Origin of the sequence: Streptomyces canus 299MFChir4.1 (assembly GCF_000383615.1) — a bacterium.
Lineage (GTDB): Bacteria > Actinomycetota > Actinomycetes > Streptomycetales > Streptomycetaceae > Streptomyces > Streptomyces canus_C.
The window spans coordinates 107858-124694 of the sequence record NZ_KB911589.1 but is presented as its reverse complement, the minus strand read 5'-3'; the positions used below and the strand labels follow the sequence as shown (position 1 = coordinate 124694).

Genomic DNA, 16837 nt, shown 5'->3' with positions numbered 1-16837 from the left:
GTCCGCTCACCTCAGCTTCGGGTCGAGGGCGTCGCGGACCGCGTCGCCCAGCATGATGAAGGCGAGGACCGTGACGGCGAGGGCTCCGGCGGGCCAGAGGAGCATGTGGGGGGCGTTGCGGATGTAGGCGGAGGCCGCGGAGATGTCGATGCCCCAGCTGACCGTGGGGGGCTTGAGGCCCACGCCGAGGTACGACAGGGTCGCCTCCAGCGAGATGTACGTGCCGAGCGCGATGGTCGCCACGACGATCACCGGGGCGACCGCGTTCGGGGCGATGTGGCGGAGCAGCAGGCGGGAGTTGGAGGCGCCCAGGGCCCTGGCCGCCTGGACGTAGTCGTTCTGCTTGGCGGTGATGACCGAGCCGCGCGCGATGCGGGAGATCTGCGGCCAGCCCAGCAGCACCATGAACCCGATGACCGGCCACACCGTGCTGCTGGTGACGACCGACAGGAGCACCAGGCCGCCGAGGACCACGGGGATCGCGAAGAAGATGTCGGTCGTACGGGACAGGATCGAGTCCGAGAAGCCGCCGAAGAACCCGGCCAGGCCGCCGAGGACCGACCCGAGGATCGCGACGCCCAGCGTGGCGCAGACGCCGACCGTGACGGACGTACGGGCGCCGTACACCGTGCGCGTGTAGACGTCGCAGCCCTGGCCGTCGAAGCCGAAGGGATGCCCCGGCTGCGAGCCTTCCTGGGCCTTGGACAGGTCGCACTTCAGCGGGTTCTGCGACGCGATCAGCGACGGCCACAGGGAGATGACGACCAGGAAGACGATCACGAGGGCGGAGATGATGAAGACGGGGTTGCGGCGCAGGTCGCGCCAGGCGTCGGACCACAGGGAGCGGGGCCTGTCCTGGGGGCCCGTACCGTCGGGGCCCTTCTCCAGGGTGGTCGCCTCGCTCACCGCGAGATCCATCGCACCACCCGCTCCGGTCCCGGCGATCGCACCCTCTGGTTCCTGGGACTCAGGCATAGCGGATCCTGGGGTCGAGGACGGCGTACAGGAGGTCGACGAGCAGGTTGGCCACCAGGAACACCAGGACGAGGACGGTGACGAAGCCGACCACGGTCTGGGTGTTCTGGCGCAGGATGCCCTGGTAGAGCTGGTAGCCGACACCGTGGATGTTGAAGATGCGCTCGGTGACGATCGCCCCGCCCATCAGGGCGCCGATGTCGGTGCCGATGAAGGTGACGACCGGGATGAGCGAGTTGCGCAGCAGGTGCCGCACGATGACCCGCTGCCTCGGCAGCCCCTTCGCCACCGCCGTACGGACGTAGTCGGAGCGCCTGTTCTCCGCGATGGACGTGCGGGTCAGCCGGGTGACGTACGCCAGTGACACGGACGCGAGGACCAGGCCCGGCACGATCAGCTCGCCGAAGCCGGCGTCCGTGGACACCGAGGGTTTGATCCAGCCCCACTCGACGCCGAGGAGGAGCTGCAGCAGCAGACCGGTGACGAAGGTGGGGACGGAGATCACGACGAGGCTGAGGAGGAGGACGGAGGTGTCGACGGGTCGGCCGCGCTTGAGTCCGGTGATCACGCCCAGGGTGATGCCGACGACGATCTCGATGAGGATCGCGACGATCGTCAGCCGGATGGTCACGGGGAACGCCGTCGCCATCAGCTCGGTGACCTTCTGGCCGTTGAACGCGGTGCCGAAGTCGCCGGTGAAGACGTGCCCCATGTAGGTCAGGTACTGCTGCCAGACCGGCTTGTCGAGGCCGAACTCCTTCTTGAGCTGGGCGGACGTCGCCGCGTCGCACTGCTTGTCGCCGCACAGGCCCGCGATGGGGTCGCCCATCACGTTCACCATGAGGAAGATCAGCAGGGTCGACCCGATGAACACCGGGATCATCTGGAGCAGACGCCGGACGACGTACCGTCCCATGGCGGGGTCAGCCGACCTTGATCTCGTTGTAGACGGGGACGCTGAACGGGTTGAGCTTCACGTTCGAGAGCCGCTCCGAGTAGCCCGCGCTGCCGTTCTGGTACCAGAGCGGGATGGCGGCCATGTTGTCCCGTACGACCTTCTCGGCCGCCTGGAACTTCTCGATGGCCTTGGTGGTGTCGGTCTCGGCGTTGGCCTCGTTCACGAGCTTGTCGAAGTCCTTGTTGGACCACTTGCCGTCGTTGGAGGAGGCGTTGGTGTAGTAGAGCGGCTGGAGGAAGTTCTGGATGAGCGGGTAGTCCATCTGCCAGCCCGCCCGGAAGGGGCCGCTCATCTTCTTCGCGGTGATCTGGCTGCGGAAGTCGGCGAAGGTGCCGACGGGGTTGCCGACGCAGGCCTTGTCGTTGTCGAGCGCGTTGTTGATGGAGTTGCAGACGGCGTCGATCCACTGCTTGTGGGAGCCGGTGTCCGCGTTGTACGTGATCTTGATCTGGCCGCCGGGGAGCCCGCCGCCCTCCTTGATGAGCTTCTTGGCCGCGGCGGGGTCGTAGTCGCAGGCGTCCCCGCACAGCCCGTCCTGGAAGCCGCCCTCCTTGCCGAGGACCGGGGAGGTCCAGTCGGTGGCGGGGGTACGGGTCTTCTGGAAGATGGTCTCGGTGATCTGGTCGCGGTCGATCGCGCGGGAGAGTCCGGTGCGGACCTTCTCCGCCCCGGCCTTGTTCCAGTTCTTGTCGTAGAACGGGAACGCGAGGGTCTGGATGATGCCGGCCGGGCTGTTGATGTAGCGGCCGCCGAGGTCGTTCTTGACGTTCTTGAGCTGGGCGGCCGGGACGTCGTCGACGAGGTCGAGGTTGCCGGCCATGAGGTCGGTGTAGGCGGTGTTGTTGTCGGTGTAGACCTTGAGGGTCACCCCGCCGTTCTGTGCCTTGTCCGGGCCGTTGTAGCCGTCCCACTTCTTGAGGGCCATCTGCGAGCCCTTGGTGTACGACTCGATGGTGTACGGCCCGTTGCCGACCGGCTTCTTCAGCCAGCCGGAGTGGTCCTTGAAGAAGGCCTGCGGGAGTGGCGCGTAGGCCGGGTAGCCGAGGGTGTCGGGGAAGGTCGAGAACTTCTGGTTGAGCTTGACGGTGAAGGTCCTCGGGCCGGTGACCTTCAGTCCGGAGAGGGTGTCGGCGGTCTGCTTGCTGCCGTCGTCGGGATGGGTCTTGTCGTAGCCGTCGATGTAGCCGAAGAAGTAGGCGTTCTTCTGGTTGTTCTTGAGGGAGGCCCCGTAGTTCCAGGCGTCCACGAACGACTGGGCGGTGACCTTCTCGCCGTTGCTGAAGGTCCAGCCGTCCTTGACGGTGACCGTGAAGTTCTGCGAGTCGCTCGTGTCGATCTTCTCGGCGAGCATGTCCTCGGCCTTGCCGGTCTCCGGGTTGTACTTCTTCAGGCTGCGGAAGATCATGTCGAGGACCTTGCCGCCCTGCACCTCGTTGGTGTTGGCCGGCTCCAGCGGGTTCTGCGGGTCGCCCCACGAGGAGCTCAGGACCGCGCCGCCGTCACCACTGCCGCCACTGTCGCTGCCGCTGTCCCCACCGCCGCAGGCCGTCGCCGCGAGGGCTACCGCCGCCGCGCATGCGGCCCATCTGGCGTGCGTGGCTCCACGCATGGAGTGCCTCCTCGTGAGTGCGCTGTGCCACCAGCGCCGGGCTACTGATCAAGTATGGAAAAAATATCGACCCACTTGACACTAAACGCCACTTATTCCACCCATTAGGTGTCATACCTGCCTTAATACGGGGCCAGAGGCTCCTCGGGATCACCGGCGAAAGACCGAGGGGCCCCGCTTCCGCGGCCTGGTCCGGCAGGCCGGGAGCGCCGCTGCCCAGGGAGCGGATGAACGTGCGCCGAGGCGCTACGTGACACTCCGTCACGAGGAACGGACAGCGCGGAGATCGGGCTGCTCGTGGAACGCGGACCCTTCCCGGCAGGGGGAAGTCGCGCCGGCACCGCGGCGACTCACCGTCATGGCTCCACCAGGGGCCTTTCACCGATATGGACCAATGACTGCTCCGTGGTCGTCGATTCGCTGTTTCCGCAGGCCACACGGGCTCTCAGGCGCCGTTGACGAGCCCAGACCGCCACTGGTAGACACACTCATCAATCACCGGTCCGAACAAGCCGTCCCTGTGCAAGCGATGACGCGAGGTCACGACCTATGAGCACACCAGTCCACGGCAGCGGCTTTCCGAGCTCCAGAAGATTACGACCGCGCGTCGCCAGGCTCGTCGCCGTAGCCGGTGCCGCCGCGCTGACGACATTGGCCGGACTCGCGACCCCGCTCAACCCGGCCCCTCAGCAGGCCTCCGCCGCGGACGGTGACAAGGTCCTCACCGTCGCCGTCGCGCAGAGCGTCGACTCGCTGAGCCCGTTCCTGGCCAGCCGGCTGCTCAGCACCAGCATCCACCGGCTGATGTACGAGTACCTGACCAACTACGACCCCACGAACGCCCGTACGATCCCGGGCCTGGCCACCAAGTGGCAGTCGTCCTCGGACAAGCTGACCTGGACCTACACGATCCGCTCGAACTCCAAGTGGTCGGACGGTCAGCAGGCCACCGCCGAGGACGCGGCCTGGACGTTCAACACGATGATGACCGATGAGGGCGCCGCCACCGCCAACGGCAGCTTCGTCGCCAACTTCGAGAAGGTCACCGCCCCAAGCCCGACCAAGCTGGTCATCAAGCTGAAGAAGCCGCAGGCCACGATGACGGCCCTCGACGTGCCGATCGTGCCCAAGCACCAATGGGAGAAGGTCGGTGACCTCTCCAAGTTCAACAACGACAAGAGCTTCCCCGTAGTCGGGAACGGGCCGTTCATCCTCACCGACTACAAGCCTGACGGCTACGTGCGCCTCAAGGCGAACAAGAGTTTCTGGCGTGGGGCTCCCAAGTTCGACGAACTGCTCTTCCGCTACTACAAGGACCAGGACGCCGCCGTAGCCGCCCTGCGCAAAGGCGAGGTCTCCTTCGTCGCGGGCTCCCCTTCGCTGACGCCCGCCCAGGCGGCCTCCCTCAAGAACGCAGAGAACATCCACGTCAACGACGCCCCCGGTCGCCGCTTCTACGCCCTCGCCACCAACCCGGGCGCCAAGGCGAAGAACGGTCAGAAGTTCGGCGACGGCGACCCTTCCCTGCTGGACGAGCGAGTCCGGCACGCCCTGTTCATGGCAGTCGACCGCAAGGCCGTCATCGACAAGGTGTTCCAGGGGCACGCCGTGGAAGGCCAGGGGTACATCCCACCGCGGTTCCCGCAGTACTTCTGGAAGCCCTCGCCGAGCCAGGAACTCACCTACGACCCCGCGAAGGCCGCCCAGCTCCTCGACCAGGCGGGCTACAGGAAGAACAGCTCCGGCAAGCGCCTCGGCAAGGACGGCAAGCCGATCACATACCGCGTCCTCTGCCACGCCACCGACCCGAACGACAAGGCGGTCGGCCAGTACCTGACGGAGTGGTGGAGCAAGCTCGGCATCGGCGTCACCCTCGACTGCCTGGACAACGTCACCGACCCCTGGCTCGCCGGCAACTACGACCTCGCCTTCGACGGCTGGTCCGTCAACCCCGACCCGGACTTCGTGCTGTCCATCCACACCTGCGCGGCCCTGCCCGCCACCCCGAAGGACACCGGCGCCACCGACAACTTCATCTGCGACAAGCAGTACGACAGCCTGTACGCGCGTCAGCTCGCCGAGTACGACCCCGCCGAACGGGCCACGATCGTCAAGCAGATGGAGTCGCGGCTGTACGACCTGGGGTACATGAACGTCATGGCGTACCCGAACGCCGTGGAGGCGTACCGGACCGACCAGATCAAGTCGATCCGGACGATGCCGAGCGCGGCGGGCAACATCTACGGCCAGGACGGCTACTGGAGCTGGTGGTCGGCGGTCCCGGCCGCCTCGGACGGCTCCTCCGACGACTCCGGCTCCACCGGGATCGTCATCGGCGGGATCGTGGCCGCCGTGGTCGTCGTGGGCGCCGGCGTGTTCTTCGCGATGCGCCGCCGGGCCACCGCGGAAGACCGTGAGTAGCGCCGGGAAGATCGCCGCCGAGGCCCTCGCCGAACCGGCGGTCCGCGTCCGCACCCCAAGGGCGCGCACCACGACCGCGTACGTCCGTTACGGCGCCGGCAAGGTCGGCGGCGCCGTCGTGTCCCTGCTCGCCGTGCTCGTCACCGGCTTCTTCCTGTTCCGGCTGATCCCGGGCGACCCGGTCAAGACCATGACCGGCGGCCGCCCGGTGTCCGCCGAGCAACTGGCGGCCTACCGGCGGGAGTTCGGGCTCGACCTGCCGTTGTGGCAGCAGTTCACCGACTACTGCGGCAAGGCGCTCACCGGCGACCTGGGCACGTCGTACCAGTTCCACGCCCCGGTCGTCGACAAGATCGGCGAGGCGCTGCCGAACACGCTGCTGCTGACCGGCACGGCCTTCGTCCTGTACACCGCGCTGGGCATCCTCCTCGGCACCCGCGCGGCCTGGCGTCACGGCCGGCTCGGCGACCGGCTGAACACCGGTCTCGCCCTGACCCTGTACTCCGTCCCGTCATTCTGGCTGGGGCTGCTGCTCATCATCGTGTTCTCGGTGGGCATCGGCCCGATCCCGGGGCTGTTCCCCACCGGTGGCATGGAGTCGGGCGGCGAGGAGGGCTTCGCGTACGTCCTCGACGTGGCCCACCATCTGATCCTCCCCGTCGTCACGCTGGTCTCGGTCGAGTACGGGCAGACCCTGCTGGTCACCCGGTCGGCGCTGCTCGACGAGATGGGCAGCGACTATCTGACCACCGCGCGCGCCAAGGGGCTCCGGGACGATCTGGTCCGGCGCCGGCATGCCGTACCGAACGCGCTGCTGCCGACCGTGACGCTGGTCTTCGTCAATCTCGGCCGGACGGTCGCGGGAGTGATCCTCGTCGAGACCGTGTTCTCCTGGCCCGGTCTCGGCGGACTGTTCTACCAGGCCCTGAGCGTGCCCGACCTGCCGTTGGTCCAGGGCCTGTTCCTCTTCTTCGCCGCGGCGGTGATCATCATGAACACACTGGCCGACCTGGCCTATCCGCTGCTCGACCCGCGGGTGGGCCGATGACGACCGGCATCCCGGCCCCGGCCACCGGTGCCGGCCCGCGCCGGCTCGCCTGGCAGCGCCGCCGTCGGTCCGCCGTCCGGTTCTGGGCGGAGTACCGCACCCACCGCGCCGGACTGGTCGGCCTGGCCGCGCTCACCCTGTTCGCGCTGGTCGCGCTGACCGCGCCGCTCACCGTCGGCTCCGACGTGGCGGGGGCCACCGACGCGCCGGGCCAGCCGATGGAGAGCCCGAGCGGCGAGTTCCCGCTGGGCACCGACCGGTTCGGGCGCGACCTGCTGGGCCTGCTGGTGTGGGGCTCGCGCGTCTCGCTGCTGGTGGGGCTGCTGGCGGCCGTGCTGTCGGTGGCGATCGGCGCGCTTGTCGGCGTCACGGCCGGGCACTTCAAGGGCTGGTACGCGACCGTGCTGATGCGGGTCACGGACTGGTTCCTGGTGATGCCGACGCTGGTGCTCGCCATCGCGCTGGCCACCGTGCTGTCCCGCTCGCTCGGCACGGTGATCCTCGCGATCGGTGTGACCTCGTGGCCGACCACCGCACGGCTGGTGCGGGCGCAGACACTGGCGGTGGAGTCACGGCCGTACATCGAACGCGCGAAAGCGCTGGGCGGCGGTCACGGGCACATCATGTCCCGGCACGTGCTGCCCAACGTGATGCCGCTGGTGCTGGCACAGGCGACCCTGATGGTCTCCAGCGCGATCCTCGCCGAGGCGACGCTGGCGTTCCTCGGGCTCGGTGATCCGACGGTGGTGTCGTGGGGCGGGCTGCTCCAGGAGGCGCGGGAGGCGGGTGCGGTGAGTTCCGGCGACTGGTGGTACCTGGTGCCGCCCGGCATCGCGATCGCCGCGGTCGCGCTGGCGTTCACGCTGTGCGGGCGTGCGGTGGAGTCGGTGCTCAATCCCCGTCTGGGGGTGGACCGTTGACCTTGCTGGAGGTGCGGAACCTCGAAGTGACCTACCCGGGCGGGGGCGCCGCGGTCCGGGGCGTGAACCTGTCCCTGGCAGCCGGGCGGAAGCTCGGCATCGCGGGCGAGTCGGGCTGCGGCAAGTCCACGCTGGCGCTCGCGTTGCTGCGGCTGCTGCCGGCCGGGGCCCGGGTCGGCGGGCAGGTCCTGCTGGACGGCGAGGACGTGCTGACGATGCGGTGGGGCCAGGTGCGGGCGGTCCGCTGGGCGGGCGCCTCGATCGTCTTCCAGGGGGCGATGCACTCGCTGAACCCCGTGCACCGCGTCGGCGACCAGGTCGCCGAGCCGATCCTGCTGCACCGCAAGGGCACCGCGGCGGCGGCGAAGAGGCAGGCGGGCGAGCTCCTGGAGCAGGTCGGCCTGCCGGCGGCGCGGGCCTCGGCGTACCCGCACGAACTCTCCGGGGGACAGCGTCAACGCGTCATGATCGCCATGGCGCTGGCCTGCGGCCCTCGCCTGATCATCGCCGACGAACCGACCACCGCGCTGGACGTGATGATCCAGGCACAGATCCTGCGCCTGATCGAACAGCTCGTCACCGGCCAGGAACTGGGCCTGATGATGATCAGCCACGATCTGGCGGTCCTCGCCGACACCTGCGACCGGCTCGCGGTGATGTACGCGGGCCGGGTGGTCGAGGAGGGCCCCGCCCGGGAGGTCTACGAGAACGCGGCCCACCCCTACGCCAAGGCTCTGTCGGCCGCCTTCCCGCGCATCGGCGATCCGGCCTCCCGGTTCGCCCCCCGCGGCCTCCCCGGCGACCCGCCCGACCCTTCCGCCCTCCCCACCGGCTGCACCTTCCACCCCCGCTGCCCGGCCGCGTTGCCCTCCTGCGCGACGGAGGACCAGGACCTGCGGGAGACGGGGGCGGGGCGGCGGGCGGCGTGTGTGCATGTGCGGGGGGCGGAGCCGGGTCCGGCCCCCGCGGCCGAGGATGCGAGGAGCGGCACATGACCGAGCGGCAGACGACGACACCGGTGCCGTCACCGGAGGCATCGCCCACAGCTCCACCCCTGCTGAGCGCCCAGGGGCTGCGCATCACCTACCCCGGCCGGCACGGTGGACCGCCCGCTCGGGCCGTGGACGGTGTCGAACTCGACGTCCGGGCCGGGGAGATCGTGGCCCTGGTCGGGGAGTCGGGCTGCGGCAAGACGACGCTGGCCCGGGCCCTGCTGGGCCTGGTCCGGCCGACCGAGGGCCGGGTCGGCTTCGGCGGGGAGCCGCTGGAGTACTCCGCCCGGACCCTGAAGGCGTACCGCCGACGCGTCCAGCTGGTCCTCCAGGACCCGACCGGATCACTGAACCCGCGACACACCGTGTACGACGCCGTGGCGGAGGGTCTGCGGATCCACGGCCACCGCGGCGACGAGCGGGCGACCGTGGCGGCGGCCCTGTCCCGGGCGGGCCTGCGTCCCCCCGAGCGCTTCTTCCTGCGCTACCCGCACGAACTGTCCGGCGGCCAGCGCCAACGGGTCGTCATCGCGGGTGCGTTGGTCCTGGAGCCCGAGCTCCTGGTCGCCGACGAGCCGGTGGCCTCGCTGGACGCCTCCGTCCGCGGCGAGATCCTGGCCCTGCTGCTGCGACTGCGCACCGAACTGGGTCTGTCCGCATTGGTGGTGACGCACGACCTGGGCCTGGCCTGGAACATCGCCGACCGGGTGGCGGTGATGTACCTGGGCCGGATCGTGGAGACGGGGGACGTGGAGCAGGTGCTGACGGCACCGCGCCATCCCTACACGCAGGCGCTGCTGTCGGTGCTGCCGGAGGCCGCCGGGGCGCCGGTCGTCCTCACCGGGGAGCCCCCGGACCCGTCCCGCATCCCCTCCGGCTGCCGCTTCCACGCCCGCTGCCAGATCCTGGCAAGCGGGGAGGCGGAACGCGCGGGCGTCGCGGGGGCGTGCCGGGACGAGGATCCCGGGGTGCTGGAGGGGGGCGGCCAGGCGCAGGTGGCGTGTCACTGGGCGCGGGCGACTGTCACGGCGTGACCCACGCGGCCGTCACGGCGACCCGGGCGATCCGTCACGGCGTGGTTCCGGCCACCAGCTCCACCTCGAAACCGTCCGTGTTGGCGAGGTAGGCGGCGTAGTGCTGCGGGCCGCCCGCGTGCGGGTACCGGTCAGCGAAGAGGGGGGTCCAGCCGTGGGCGGGGGCCTCGGCGGCCAGGACGTCGACCTGACGGCGGCTGCCGGCGTGGAACGCCAGGTGGTTGAGGCCGGGGCGGGTGCGCTCGTGCCGGGTGCCGGTCAGCGCTGGTGACCGTTCCACGACGAGATACGTCGGCCCCAGCCGCCAACTGCGGCCGTGCTCCCAGTTCTGGTAGGGCTCGTAGCCGAGGCGGGTGAGCAGCCAGCCCCATTCACCGCCCGCGCGGGGGAGGTCGGGGACCCACAGTTCGACGTGGTGCAGCACCTGTCGCTCTCCGAAAAAGGCCGGTTCCCGGCACCCGTCGGGGTGCCGGGAACCGGCGGGAAACCGTGACCGTCAGGCCGCGTGCACGACGTCCTTCTCCTCCGCGAAGTGGCAGGCCGACTCGTGCGCCGCCGGGGTGTCCGCGCCCTTGAAACGCTCGGGGATCGCCAGCAGGGGCGCCTCCTCCGCGCACTTGTCCTGGGCCTTCCAGCAGCGGGTGCGGAAGCGGCAGCCGGAGGGCGGGTTGGCCGGGGACGGCACGTCGCCGCTCAGGATGATCCGCTCACGGCCCTCACGGGCCTCCGGGTCGGGCACCGGGACCGCCGACAGCAGCGCCTGGGTGTAGGGGTGCGTCGGGTGGTCGTAGATCTGCTCGTCGGAGCCGATCTCGGCGATCTTGCCGAGGTACATGACCCCGACGCGGTCCGAGATGTGCCGAACGATCGACAGGTCGTGCGCGATGAAGATGTAGGAGAGGTTGAACTCGTCCTGCAGCCGCTCCATCAGGTTGATGACCTGCGCCTGCACCGACACGTCCAGCGCCGACACCGGCTCGTCGCAGATGATGATCTCCGGGTTGAGCGCCAGGCCGCGCGCGATGCCGATGCGCTGGCGCTGGCCGCCGGAGAACTGGTGCGGGTACCGGTTGATGTACTCCGGGTTCAGACCGACGACGTCGAGGAGTTCCTGCACCTTGCGGCGCCGGTCGCCCTTGGGAGCCACCTCGGGGTGGATGTCGTACGGCTCCCCGATGATGTCGCCCACCGTCATACGGGGGTTGAGCGAGGTGTACGGGTCCTGGAACACCATCTGGATGTTGCGGCGGACCGACTTCAGCGCGCGCCCGGACAGCGTGGTGATGTCCTGGCCCTTGTAGAAGATCTCGCCGGCCGTCGCCCGCTCCAGGTTCATCAGGAGCTTCGCCACGGTGGACTTGCCGCAGCCGGACTCGCCCACGATGCCCAGGGTCTCGCCCTGGTACAGGTCGAAGGAGACTCCGTCGACGGCCTTGACCGCGCCGACCTGCTTCTTGAACAGGATGCCCCGGGTGAGCGGGAAGTGCTTCACCAGGTTGCGCACCTGGAGGATCGGCTCGCCACGCTCGACGGGCGCCTCGATCGCGGCGACCGCCTCCGTCTCGGAAGCGGCGTCCACGATCTCGACGTCGGAGACGTTCGGCGTGGCGTCCTGCTGCTCGTCGTTCTTGCTGAGCTCAGCCATGGAGCGTCTCCTTCCAGAAGTGGCATGCCGAGGCGCGGCCGACCAGCTCGCTGCGGTCCTGCTCGGTGACCGGGAACAGGTCCGGGATGTCCGTACGGCAGATGTCCTGGGCCTTGGGGCAGCGCGGGTTGAAGGCGCAACCGGTCGGCACGTGCAGCAGGTTGGGCGGCAGGCCCTTGATCGCGTACAGCTCCTGGCCCTTCTGGTCCAGGCGCGGGATCGAGTCCAGCAGACCCCGGGTGTACGGGTGCGCGGGCCGCTTGTACAGCTCGTTGACCGGGGCGCGCTCCACGATCCGGCCCGCGTACATCACCGCGATCTTGTCCGCGACGTCGGCGACCACGCCGAGGTCGTGAGTGATCAGGATGAGGCCCATGTTGTACTCGCGCTGCAACTCCGAGAGCAGGTCCATGACCTGGGCCTGGACCGTCACGTCGAGAGCCGTGGTGGGCTCGTCGGCGATGATCAGGTCCGGCTCCAGGGCCAGCGCCATGGCGATCATGATGCGCTGACGCATACCGCCGGAGAACTGGTGCGGGTAGTCGTCGACCCGGGCCGCGGCGGCCGGGATCTTCACCCGGTCCATCAGCTCGATCGCCTTGGCCTTGGCGTCCTTCTTGGACAGGCCGTGGTGGACGCGGAACATCTCGCCGAGCTGGTAGCCCACGCTGAGCACCGGGTTGAGCGAGCTGAGCGCGTCCTGGAAGATCATGGCGATGCGGCGGCCACGGATCTTGCGGCGCTCCTCGCCGGACATCTTCAGCATGTCCTGGCCGCGGAAGAGGATCTCCCCCTCGGGAATCGTCGCCGGCGGCATGTCGAGGATGCCCATGATCGCCTGCGCGGTGACGGACTTGCCGGAGCCGGACTCACCGAGCACAGCGAGCGTCTCGCCCGCGTTCACGCTGTAGTTGACGCCGTTGACGGCCTTGACCACGCCCTCGCGGGTGTGGAACTGGACGTGCAGGTCACGCACTTCCAGCAGCGGTCCGTCGTCGCCCTCGCGCGGCGAGGGCACGGATACTTCTTCGATGACGGTCACGTACGCCTCCCTCAGCGCATCTTCGGGTCGAGGGCGTTGCGTACGGCCTCACCGAGCATGATGAACGCCAGCACCGTGATGCTGAGCATGATCGACGGATAGAGCATGATCCACTGGGCCACGCGGATCTGGTTGCCGCCGTCGGAGATGTCGTTGCCCCACGACACGCCGTTGAGGCCGAGGCCCAGGAACGACAGTGTCGCCTCGGCGGAGATGTAGATGCCGAGCGAGATGGTGGCGACGACGATCACCGGGGCGAGGGTGTTCGGCAGGATGTGCCGGAACATGATCCGCGGGGTGCTCGCGCCGAGCGCCTTGGCGGCCTGCACGTAGTCGGCCTGCTTGGTGGTGATGACCGCACCGCGCATCACGCGGGCGACCTGCGTCCAGCCGAAGAAGCCCAGCGCGCCGATGACCACCCAGGTGGTGCGGTCCGCGAAGGAGTTCAGGATGACCATGGTGCCGAGCAGGAACGGGATGCCGAAGAACACGTCCGTCAGCCGGGACAGGATCGAGTCGACGAGACCACCGAAGTAGCCGGCGACCATGCCCACCAGACCACCGAGGACCGTGACGACCACGGTGGTGCCGAAGCCGACCGCGATGGAGGCCCGCGCACCGTAGATGACCCGGGCGAAGACGCTGCGGCCCTGCTGGTCGTAGCCGAGCCAGTCGGCCGAGCCGACGTCGCTCAGCTTGGGCTTCTGCAGGTAGTGCTTGGCCAGGTCGCCGAGGATCGGGTCCTCGCTGGTGAACCACCCCGGGAAGAAGGTGATCAGCAGCAGCACCAGGATCAGCACGCTGGAGATGAGGAAGATCCAGCTGCGCCGCAGATCGGCCCAGGCGTCGCCCCAGAGGCTGCGCGCCTTCTCGGGCTTGGACGCGGTGGGCGTCATCGGGGGCGTCGCGCCCGCCGGGTCGGCCGCGCCGGTCTTCTTGACGTCGGTCTTGGTCACGTCAGGCATAGCGAATCCTCGGGTCAAGGACCGCGTAGAGCAGGTCGACGAGCAGGTTGGCGAGCAGGTACACGAGCACGAGGATCGTCACCAGGCCGACCAGGGTGGTGCCCTCCCGGCGCGTGATCGACTGGTAGATCGTGCCACCGATGCCCTGGATGTTGAACAGTCCCTCGGTGACGACCGCGCCGCCCATCAGCGCACCGATGTCGGTGCCCAGGTAGGTGATCACGGGGATCAACGAGTTGCGCATCAGGTGGACGCCCACGACGCGGCGCTTGGGCAGGCCCTTGGCGATCGCGGTGCGGATGTAGTCGGCGCGCAGGTTCTCGGCGACGGAGGTCCGGGTCAGGCGGGTCACGTAGGCCAGTGACGCCGACGCGAGGACGACGGCCGGCATCAGCAACTCTTTGTAATTCGTCGAGTCGTTGACGTTCGGTGGCAGCCAGTTCAGCTCGAAGGCGAAGACCACCTTGAGGATGAAGCCGAGGACGAAGACCGGTACCGAGATCAGCAGCAGCGAGATCAGCAGGGCCACGTTGTCGGTGAGCCGGCCGGCGCGCATGCCCGCCACGACGCCGAGGGCGATGCCCACGACCAGCTCGATCAGGAAGGCCAGGGAGGCCAGACGGATCGTCACCGGGAACGCGTCGCCCAGGACGTCAGTGACGGGGCGGCCACTGGCGATCTGCGTGCCGAAGTCGGCGTGCAGGATCATGTCCTTCATGTAGTTCCAGTACTGCACCAGGATCGGCTGGTCCAGACCGTACTCATGTCTCAGCGCGGCGATCACCTGAGGGCTTCCGCCCTTGTCGCCGAAGAGCCCGCGCACGGGGTCGCCGGGCAGGGCGTAGACCATGAGGAAGATAAGCAGGGTGGTCCCGATGAACACCGGGATCATCTGGAGCAGTCGTCGTGCGACGTAGCGCCCCATCGTGCCTCCATGTCAGTCACAGCAGCGGCAGCCGACGGGCCCTTTCCTCGCGCACCGTTGAGTGATGCGTGCGGAAAGGGCCCCCCAGCCGCTGCCGTCCCCCGGGGCGCGGTCCTGCCGCGCCCCGGGAACGGGCTGTTTGCGGTTACTTCTTGACCTGAACGCCGGTCAGGATCGGGTCGCCGTCCTGGGCGTACTTGACGCCGCTGACCTTCTCCGAGTAACCCGCGTTGACCTTGTAGTACCAGAGCGGAATGCTCGGCATGTAGTTCGGGAGCGCCTTCTCCACCTGCTGGTAGAGCTTCTCCGACGCCTCCAGGGAGGGGGCGGCGTCGGCCTGGGCGATCAGGGTGTCGATCTCCTTGCTGGAGAAGCCACCCTGGTTGCCGTCCGAGTGCGTGCCGAACAGGTCGCGGATGAAGTTGGCGATGAACGGGTAGTCGAGCACCCAGCCGGAGCGGTACAGCGACTTGACCTCGTGCGCGTCACGGGCGTTGAGGTCCGCCTGGAAGTCCGCCTTGGAGTCGCCGGTGCAGGCCACGCCGACGGCCTTGGTGATGGAGTTGCAGACCGCCTCCACCCACTCCTTGTGACCGCCGTCCGCGTTGAACTGGATGGAGATCTTGTTCCCCGGGACGCCGCCGCCCTCCTTGATGAGCGCCTTGGCCTTGGTGGGGTTGTACGTGGTGACGTCACCGGCGGCGTTCGGCTGGTAGCCGAGAACGCCCTTGGCGACCCAGCCGGTGGCGGGCTCACGGGTGCCCTGAAGCACCGTCTTGGTGATGGTGTTGCGGTCGATCGCCATCGACAGGCCCTGAATGACCTTGGGGTCGATGTCCTTCCACTGCTTGGTGTAGTAGGCCACCGCGATGCTCTGGATCGCCGAGTACGACTGGTCCACGGCACGGTCGCCGAGGTCCGTCTTGTAGACCGGCAGGTCCTTGGGCGCGAGCTGGCGCAGGACGTCGACGTTGCCGGACTTCAGGTCCTCGTACGCCGTCTCCAGGTTGGTGTAGTTCTTGAAGACCACACCACCGTTCTTCGCCTTGTTCGGGCCCTGGTAGTCGTCGTTGCGGACGACCTCGATCGACTTCTTGTGGTTCCAGCTGACGAACTTGTACGGGCCGTTGCCGACCGGCTTCTCGCCTGCGGCCTTCGGGTCCTTGTAGAAGGACTCCGGCAGCGGCGAGAAGACCTCGTAGCCCAGCTTGTAGACGAAGTAGGGCAGTGGGTTGTTCAGCGTGATGGTGAAGGTGCTGTCGTCGACGACCTTCAGGCCGGACATCTCGGTGGCCTTCGCCTTGCCCTTCTCGGGGGCGACGTCGGAGTAGCCCTTGATGTCCGAGAACCAGAAGCTGTTGGTCTGCTTGTTGGCCGGAACGGCGGCCCAGTTCCACGCCTTCACGTAGGACTCGGCGGTCACCGGGGTGCCGTCGTGGAACTTCCAGCCCGGCTTCAGCTTGACCGTGAAGGTCTTGTTGTCCTTGCTGTCGACCGACTGCGCGTTCATCATGACGATCTTGCCGCTGGCGTCGTAGTCGACGAGCCCGGTGAACAGGGCCTTCGTCACGATGCTGCCGTTGGACTCCATGGTGTTCGCCGGCTGCAGCGGGTTCTGCGGCTCGCCGACCTCGATCGAGAACTTTCCGTTCGGGTCGATCGCAGCCTTGCTGTCGTTGCCGCTGTCACTGCTGCCCCCGCCACAGGCAGTCGCGCTCAGCGCCACAACCGCGGCTATCGCGACCCACTTGGCGCTCTTGGCACCGCGCATGGGTTCCTCCTCATGAGTCCATTGGTTCACCGCAAAGGGGCGCACACAGCACACAACCGCCACCGCCCGTCGCCGGTGCCGGAGATGTCAGGTGCCCCCGCGCTCGTGAGTCGGCGCCGATAGCGCGTGACCCGTTTATCCGAGCTCTACGCGCCTAACTATCTGCCATGCGCCAGGACCGAACCACACCCCTAAGGTCTCGGTTCGATCACACCTCTCGCCTACATCTTCCAAAATCCGGACAAACGGTTTGCTGAAAGATCCCTGCGAAACGGACTTGTTACACATCTATCGGGGGCAGCTGTCCGTATTCCGGACGAGTGGGGTTTGAAAACCGATTGCGTGGACCGGGGCCGCCGTGCAATGGGGCCTCCGCGCGTCCGCGCGCCGACGGCGCGGCAGGCGACGCTTGCTGACGCTCCGTCAGCACGCCGTTACAGCAACGCCGTTCAGTGACCCGCAGCACACGCTCCGGGTACCGGCACAGCGGACGCACAGTCGTACGTCGCCCGGCCGGCGGACGAGCCGCTTC

General features: G+C 68.3%; 14 protein-coding genes. 5 read left to right on the top strand and 9 right to left on the bottom strand.

Translation table 11 applies throughout. From position 1 onward, the window contains the following. Nucleotides 1-6 precede the first annotated feature (6 nt). From H293_RS0120455 to H293_RS0120445, 3 genes are read right to left on the bottom strand one after another with little or no spacing between them, the layout of a single operon-like run. On the bottom strand, nt 7-975 hold the full coding sequence (locus tag H293_RS0120455) for an ABC transporter permease (RefSeq protein ID WP_028808036.1): 969 nt from the start codon (nt 973-975) through the stop codon (nt 7-9). After that, nucleotides 968-1891, bottom strand: coding sequence for an ABC transporter permease (locus tag H293_RS0120450; RefSeq protein ID WP_020119715.1), 924 nt, complete (start codon nt 1889-1891; stop codon nt 968-970). Before H293_RS0120450 ends, H293_RS0120455 begins: the two co-directional genes overlap by 8 nt. 7 nt (nt 1892-1898) lie before the next feature. Continuing rightward, nucleotides 1899-3542 (bottom strand): peptide ABC transporter substrate-binding protein, encoded by a 1644-nt coding sequence (locus H293_RS0120445; RefSeq protein WP_020119714.1) that lies wholly within the window; start codon nt 3540-3542, stop codon nt 1899-1901. A gap of 549 nt (nt 3543-4091) precedes the next feature. On the opposite strand from H293_RS0120445, the gene H293_RS0120440 reads away from it, so the two are divergent. The 5 genes from H293_RS0120440 to H293_RS0120420 are packed head-to-tail and all read left to right on the top strand — an operon-like array spanning nt 4092 to nt 9957. Continuing rightward, nucleotides 4092-5963 (top strand): ABC transporter substrate-binding protein, encoded by a 1872-nt coding sequence (locus tag H293_RS0120440; RefSeq protein WP_028808035.1) that lies wholly within the window; start codon nt 4092-4094, stop codon nt 5961-5963. After that, nucleotides 5956-7011 (top strand): ABC transporter permease, encoded by a 1056-nt coding sequence (locus tag H293_RS0120435; protein WP_020119712.1) that lies wholly within the window; start codon nt 5956-5958, stop codon nt 7009-7011. Before H293_RS0120440 ends, H293_RS0120435 begins: the two co-directional genes overlap by 8 nt. Continuing rightward, on the top strand, nt 7008-7931 hold the full coding sequence (locus H293_RS0120430; RefSeq protein ID WP_020119711.1) for an ABC transporter permease: 924 nt from the start codon (nt 7008-7010) through the stop codon (nt 7929-7931). The genes H293_RS0120435 and H293_RS0120430 overlap by 4 nt, the downstream gene beginning before the upstream one ends. Next, nucleotides 7928-8926, top strand: a complete 999-nt coding sequence (locus H293_RS0120425; RefSeq protein ID WP_020119710.1) for an ABC transporter ATP-binding protein — start codon at nt 7928-7930, stop codon at nt 8924-8926. The genes H293_RS0120430 and H293_RS0120425 overlap by 4 nt, the downstream gene beginning before the upstream one ends. Then, nucleotides 8923-9957: an ABC transporter ATP-binding protein gene (locus tag H293_RS0120420; protein WP_020119709.1), complete on the top strand. Its 1035-nt coding sequence runs from the start codon at nt 8923-8925 to the stop codon at nt 9955-9957. The genes H293_RS0120425 and H293_RS0120420 overlap by 4 nt, the downstream gene beginning before the upstream one ends. Nucleotides 9958-9991: 34 nt before the next feature. On the opposite strand, the gene H293_RS0120415 is transcribed toward H293_RS0120420, so the two are convergent. From H293_RS0120415 to H293_RS0120390, 6 genes are all read right to left on the bottom strand, one after another. Next, nucleotides 9992-10381 carry a VOC family protein gene (locus H293_RS0120415; RefSeq protein WP_020119708.1) on the bottom strand — a complete coding sequence of 130 codons (390 nt, stop codon included), beginning with the start codon at nt 10379-10381 and terminating at the stop codon, nt 9992-9994. Nucleotides 10382-10453: 72 nt separating this feature from the next. Further along, complete coding sequence (locus tag H293_RS0120410; RefSeq protein ID WP_020119707.1) at nt 10454-11602, bottom strand: ABC transporter ATP-binding protein; 1149 nt, start codon at nt 11600-11602, stop codon at nt 10454-10456. Next, complete coding sequence (locus tag H293_RS0120405; protein WP_020119706.1) at nt 11595-12644, bottom strand: ABC transporter ATP-binding protein; 1050 nt, start codon at nt 12642-12644, stop codon at nt 11595-11597. The genes H293_RS0120410 and H293_RS0120405 overlap by 8 nt, the downstream gene beginning before the upstream one ends. An 11-nt stretch (nt 12645-12655) precedes the next feature. Beyond that, a complete protein-coding gene (locus H293_RS0120400; RefSeq protein ID WP_020119705.1) occupies nt 12656-13609 on the bottom strand; it encodes an ABC transporter permease in 954 nt (317 codons plus the stop codon). Next, nucleotides 13602-14534 (bottom strand): ABC transporter permease, encoded by a 933-nt coding sequence (locus H293_RS0120395; RefSeq protein ID WP_020119704.1) that lies wholly within the window; start codon nt 14532-14534, stop codon nt 13602-13604. The genes H293_RS0120400 and H293_RS0120395 overlap by 8 nt, the downstream gene beginning before the upstream one ends. Nucleotides 14535-14679: 145 nt before the next feature. Next, nucleotides 14680-16305, bottom strand: coding sequence for a peptide ABC transporter substrate-binding protein (locus H293_RS0120390; RefSeq protein ID WP_020119703.1), 1626 nt, complete (start codon nt 16303-16305; stop codon nt 14680-14682). Between the last annotated feature and the right edge of the window lie 532 nt (nt 16306-16837).

What these genes read in the sequence shown, in the direction of transcription:
- H293_RS0120455 (WP_028808036.1), bottom strand. Translation starts at nt 975, where the DNA reads ATGCCTGAGTCCCAGGAACCAGAGGGTGCGATCGCCGGGACCGGAGCG.
- H293_RS0120450 (WP_020119715.1), bottom strand. Translation starts at nt 1,891, where the DNA reads ATGGGACGGTACGTCGTCCGGCGTCTGCTCCAGATGATCCCGGTGTTC.
- H293_RS0120445 (WP_020119714.1), bottom strand. Translation starts at nt 3,542, where the DNA reads ATGCGTGGAGCCACGCACGCCAGATGGGCCGCATGCGCGGCGGCGGTA.
- H293_RS0120440 (WP_028808035.1), top strand. Translation starts at nt 4,092, where the DNA reads ATGAGCACACCAGTCCACGGCAGCGGCTTTCCGAGCTCCAGAAGATTA.
- H293_RS0120430 (WP_020119711.1), top strand. Translation starts at nt 7,008, where the DNA reads ATGACGACCGGCATCCCGGCCCCGGCCACCGGTGCCGGCCCGCGCCGG.
- H293_RS0120420 (WP_020119709.1), top strand. Translation starts at nt 8,923, where the DNA reads ATGACCGAGCGGCAGACGACGACACCGGTGCCGTCACCGGAGGCATCG.
- H293_RS0120410 (WP_020119707.1), bottom strand. Translation starts at nt 11,602, where the DNA reads ATGGCTGAGCTCAGCAAGAACGACGAGCAGCAGGACGCCACGCCGAAC.
- H293_RS0120400 (WP_020119705.1), bottom strand. Translation starts at nt 13,609, where the DNA reads ATGCCTGACGTGACCAAGACCGACGTCAAGAAGACCGGCGCGGCCGAC.
- H293_RS0120395 (WP_020119704.1), bottom strand. Translation starts at nt 14,534, where the DNA reads ATGGGGCGCTACGTCGCACGACGACTGCTCCAGATGATCCCGGTGTTC.
- H293_RS0120390 (WP_020119703.1), bottom strand. Translation starts at nt 16,305, where the DNA reads ATGCGCGGTGCCAAGAGCGCCAAGTGGGTCGCGATAGCCGCGGTTGTG.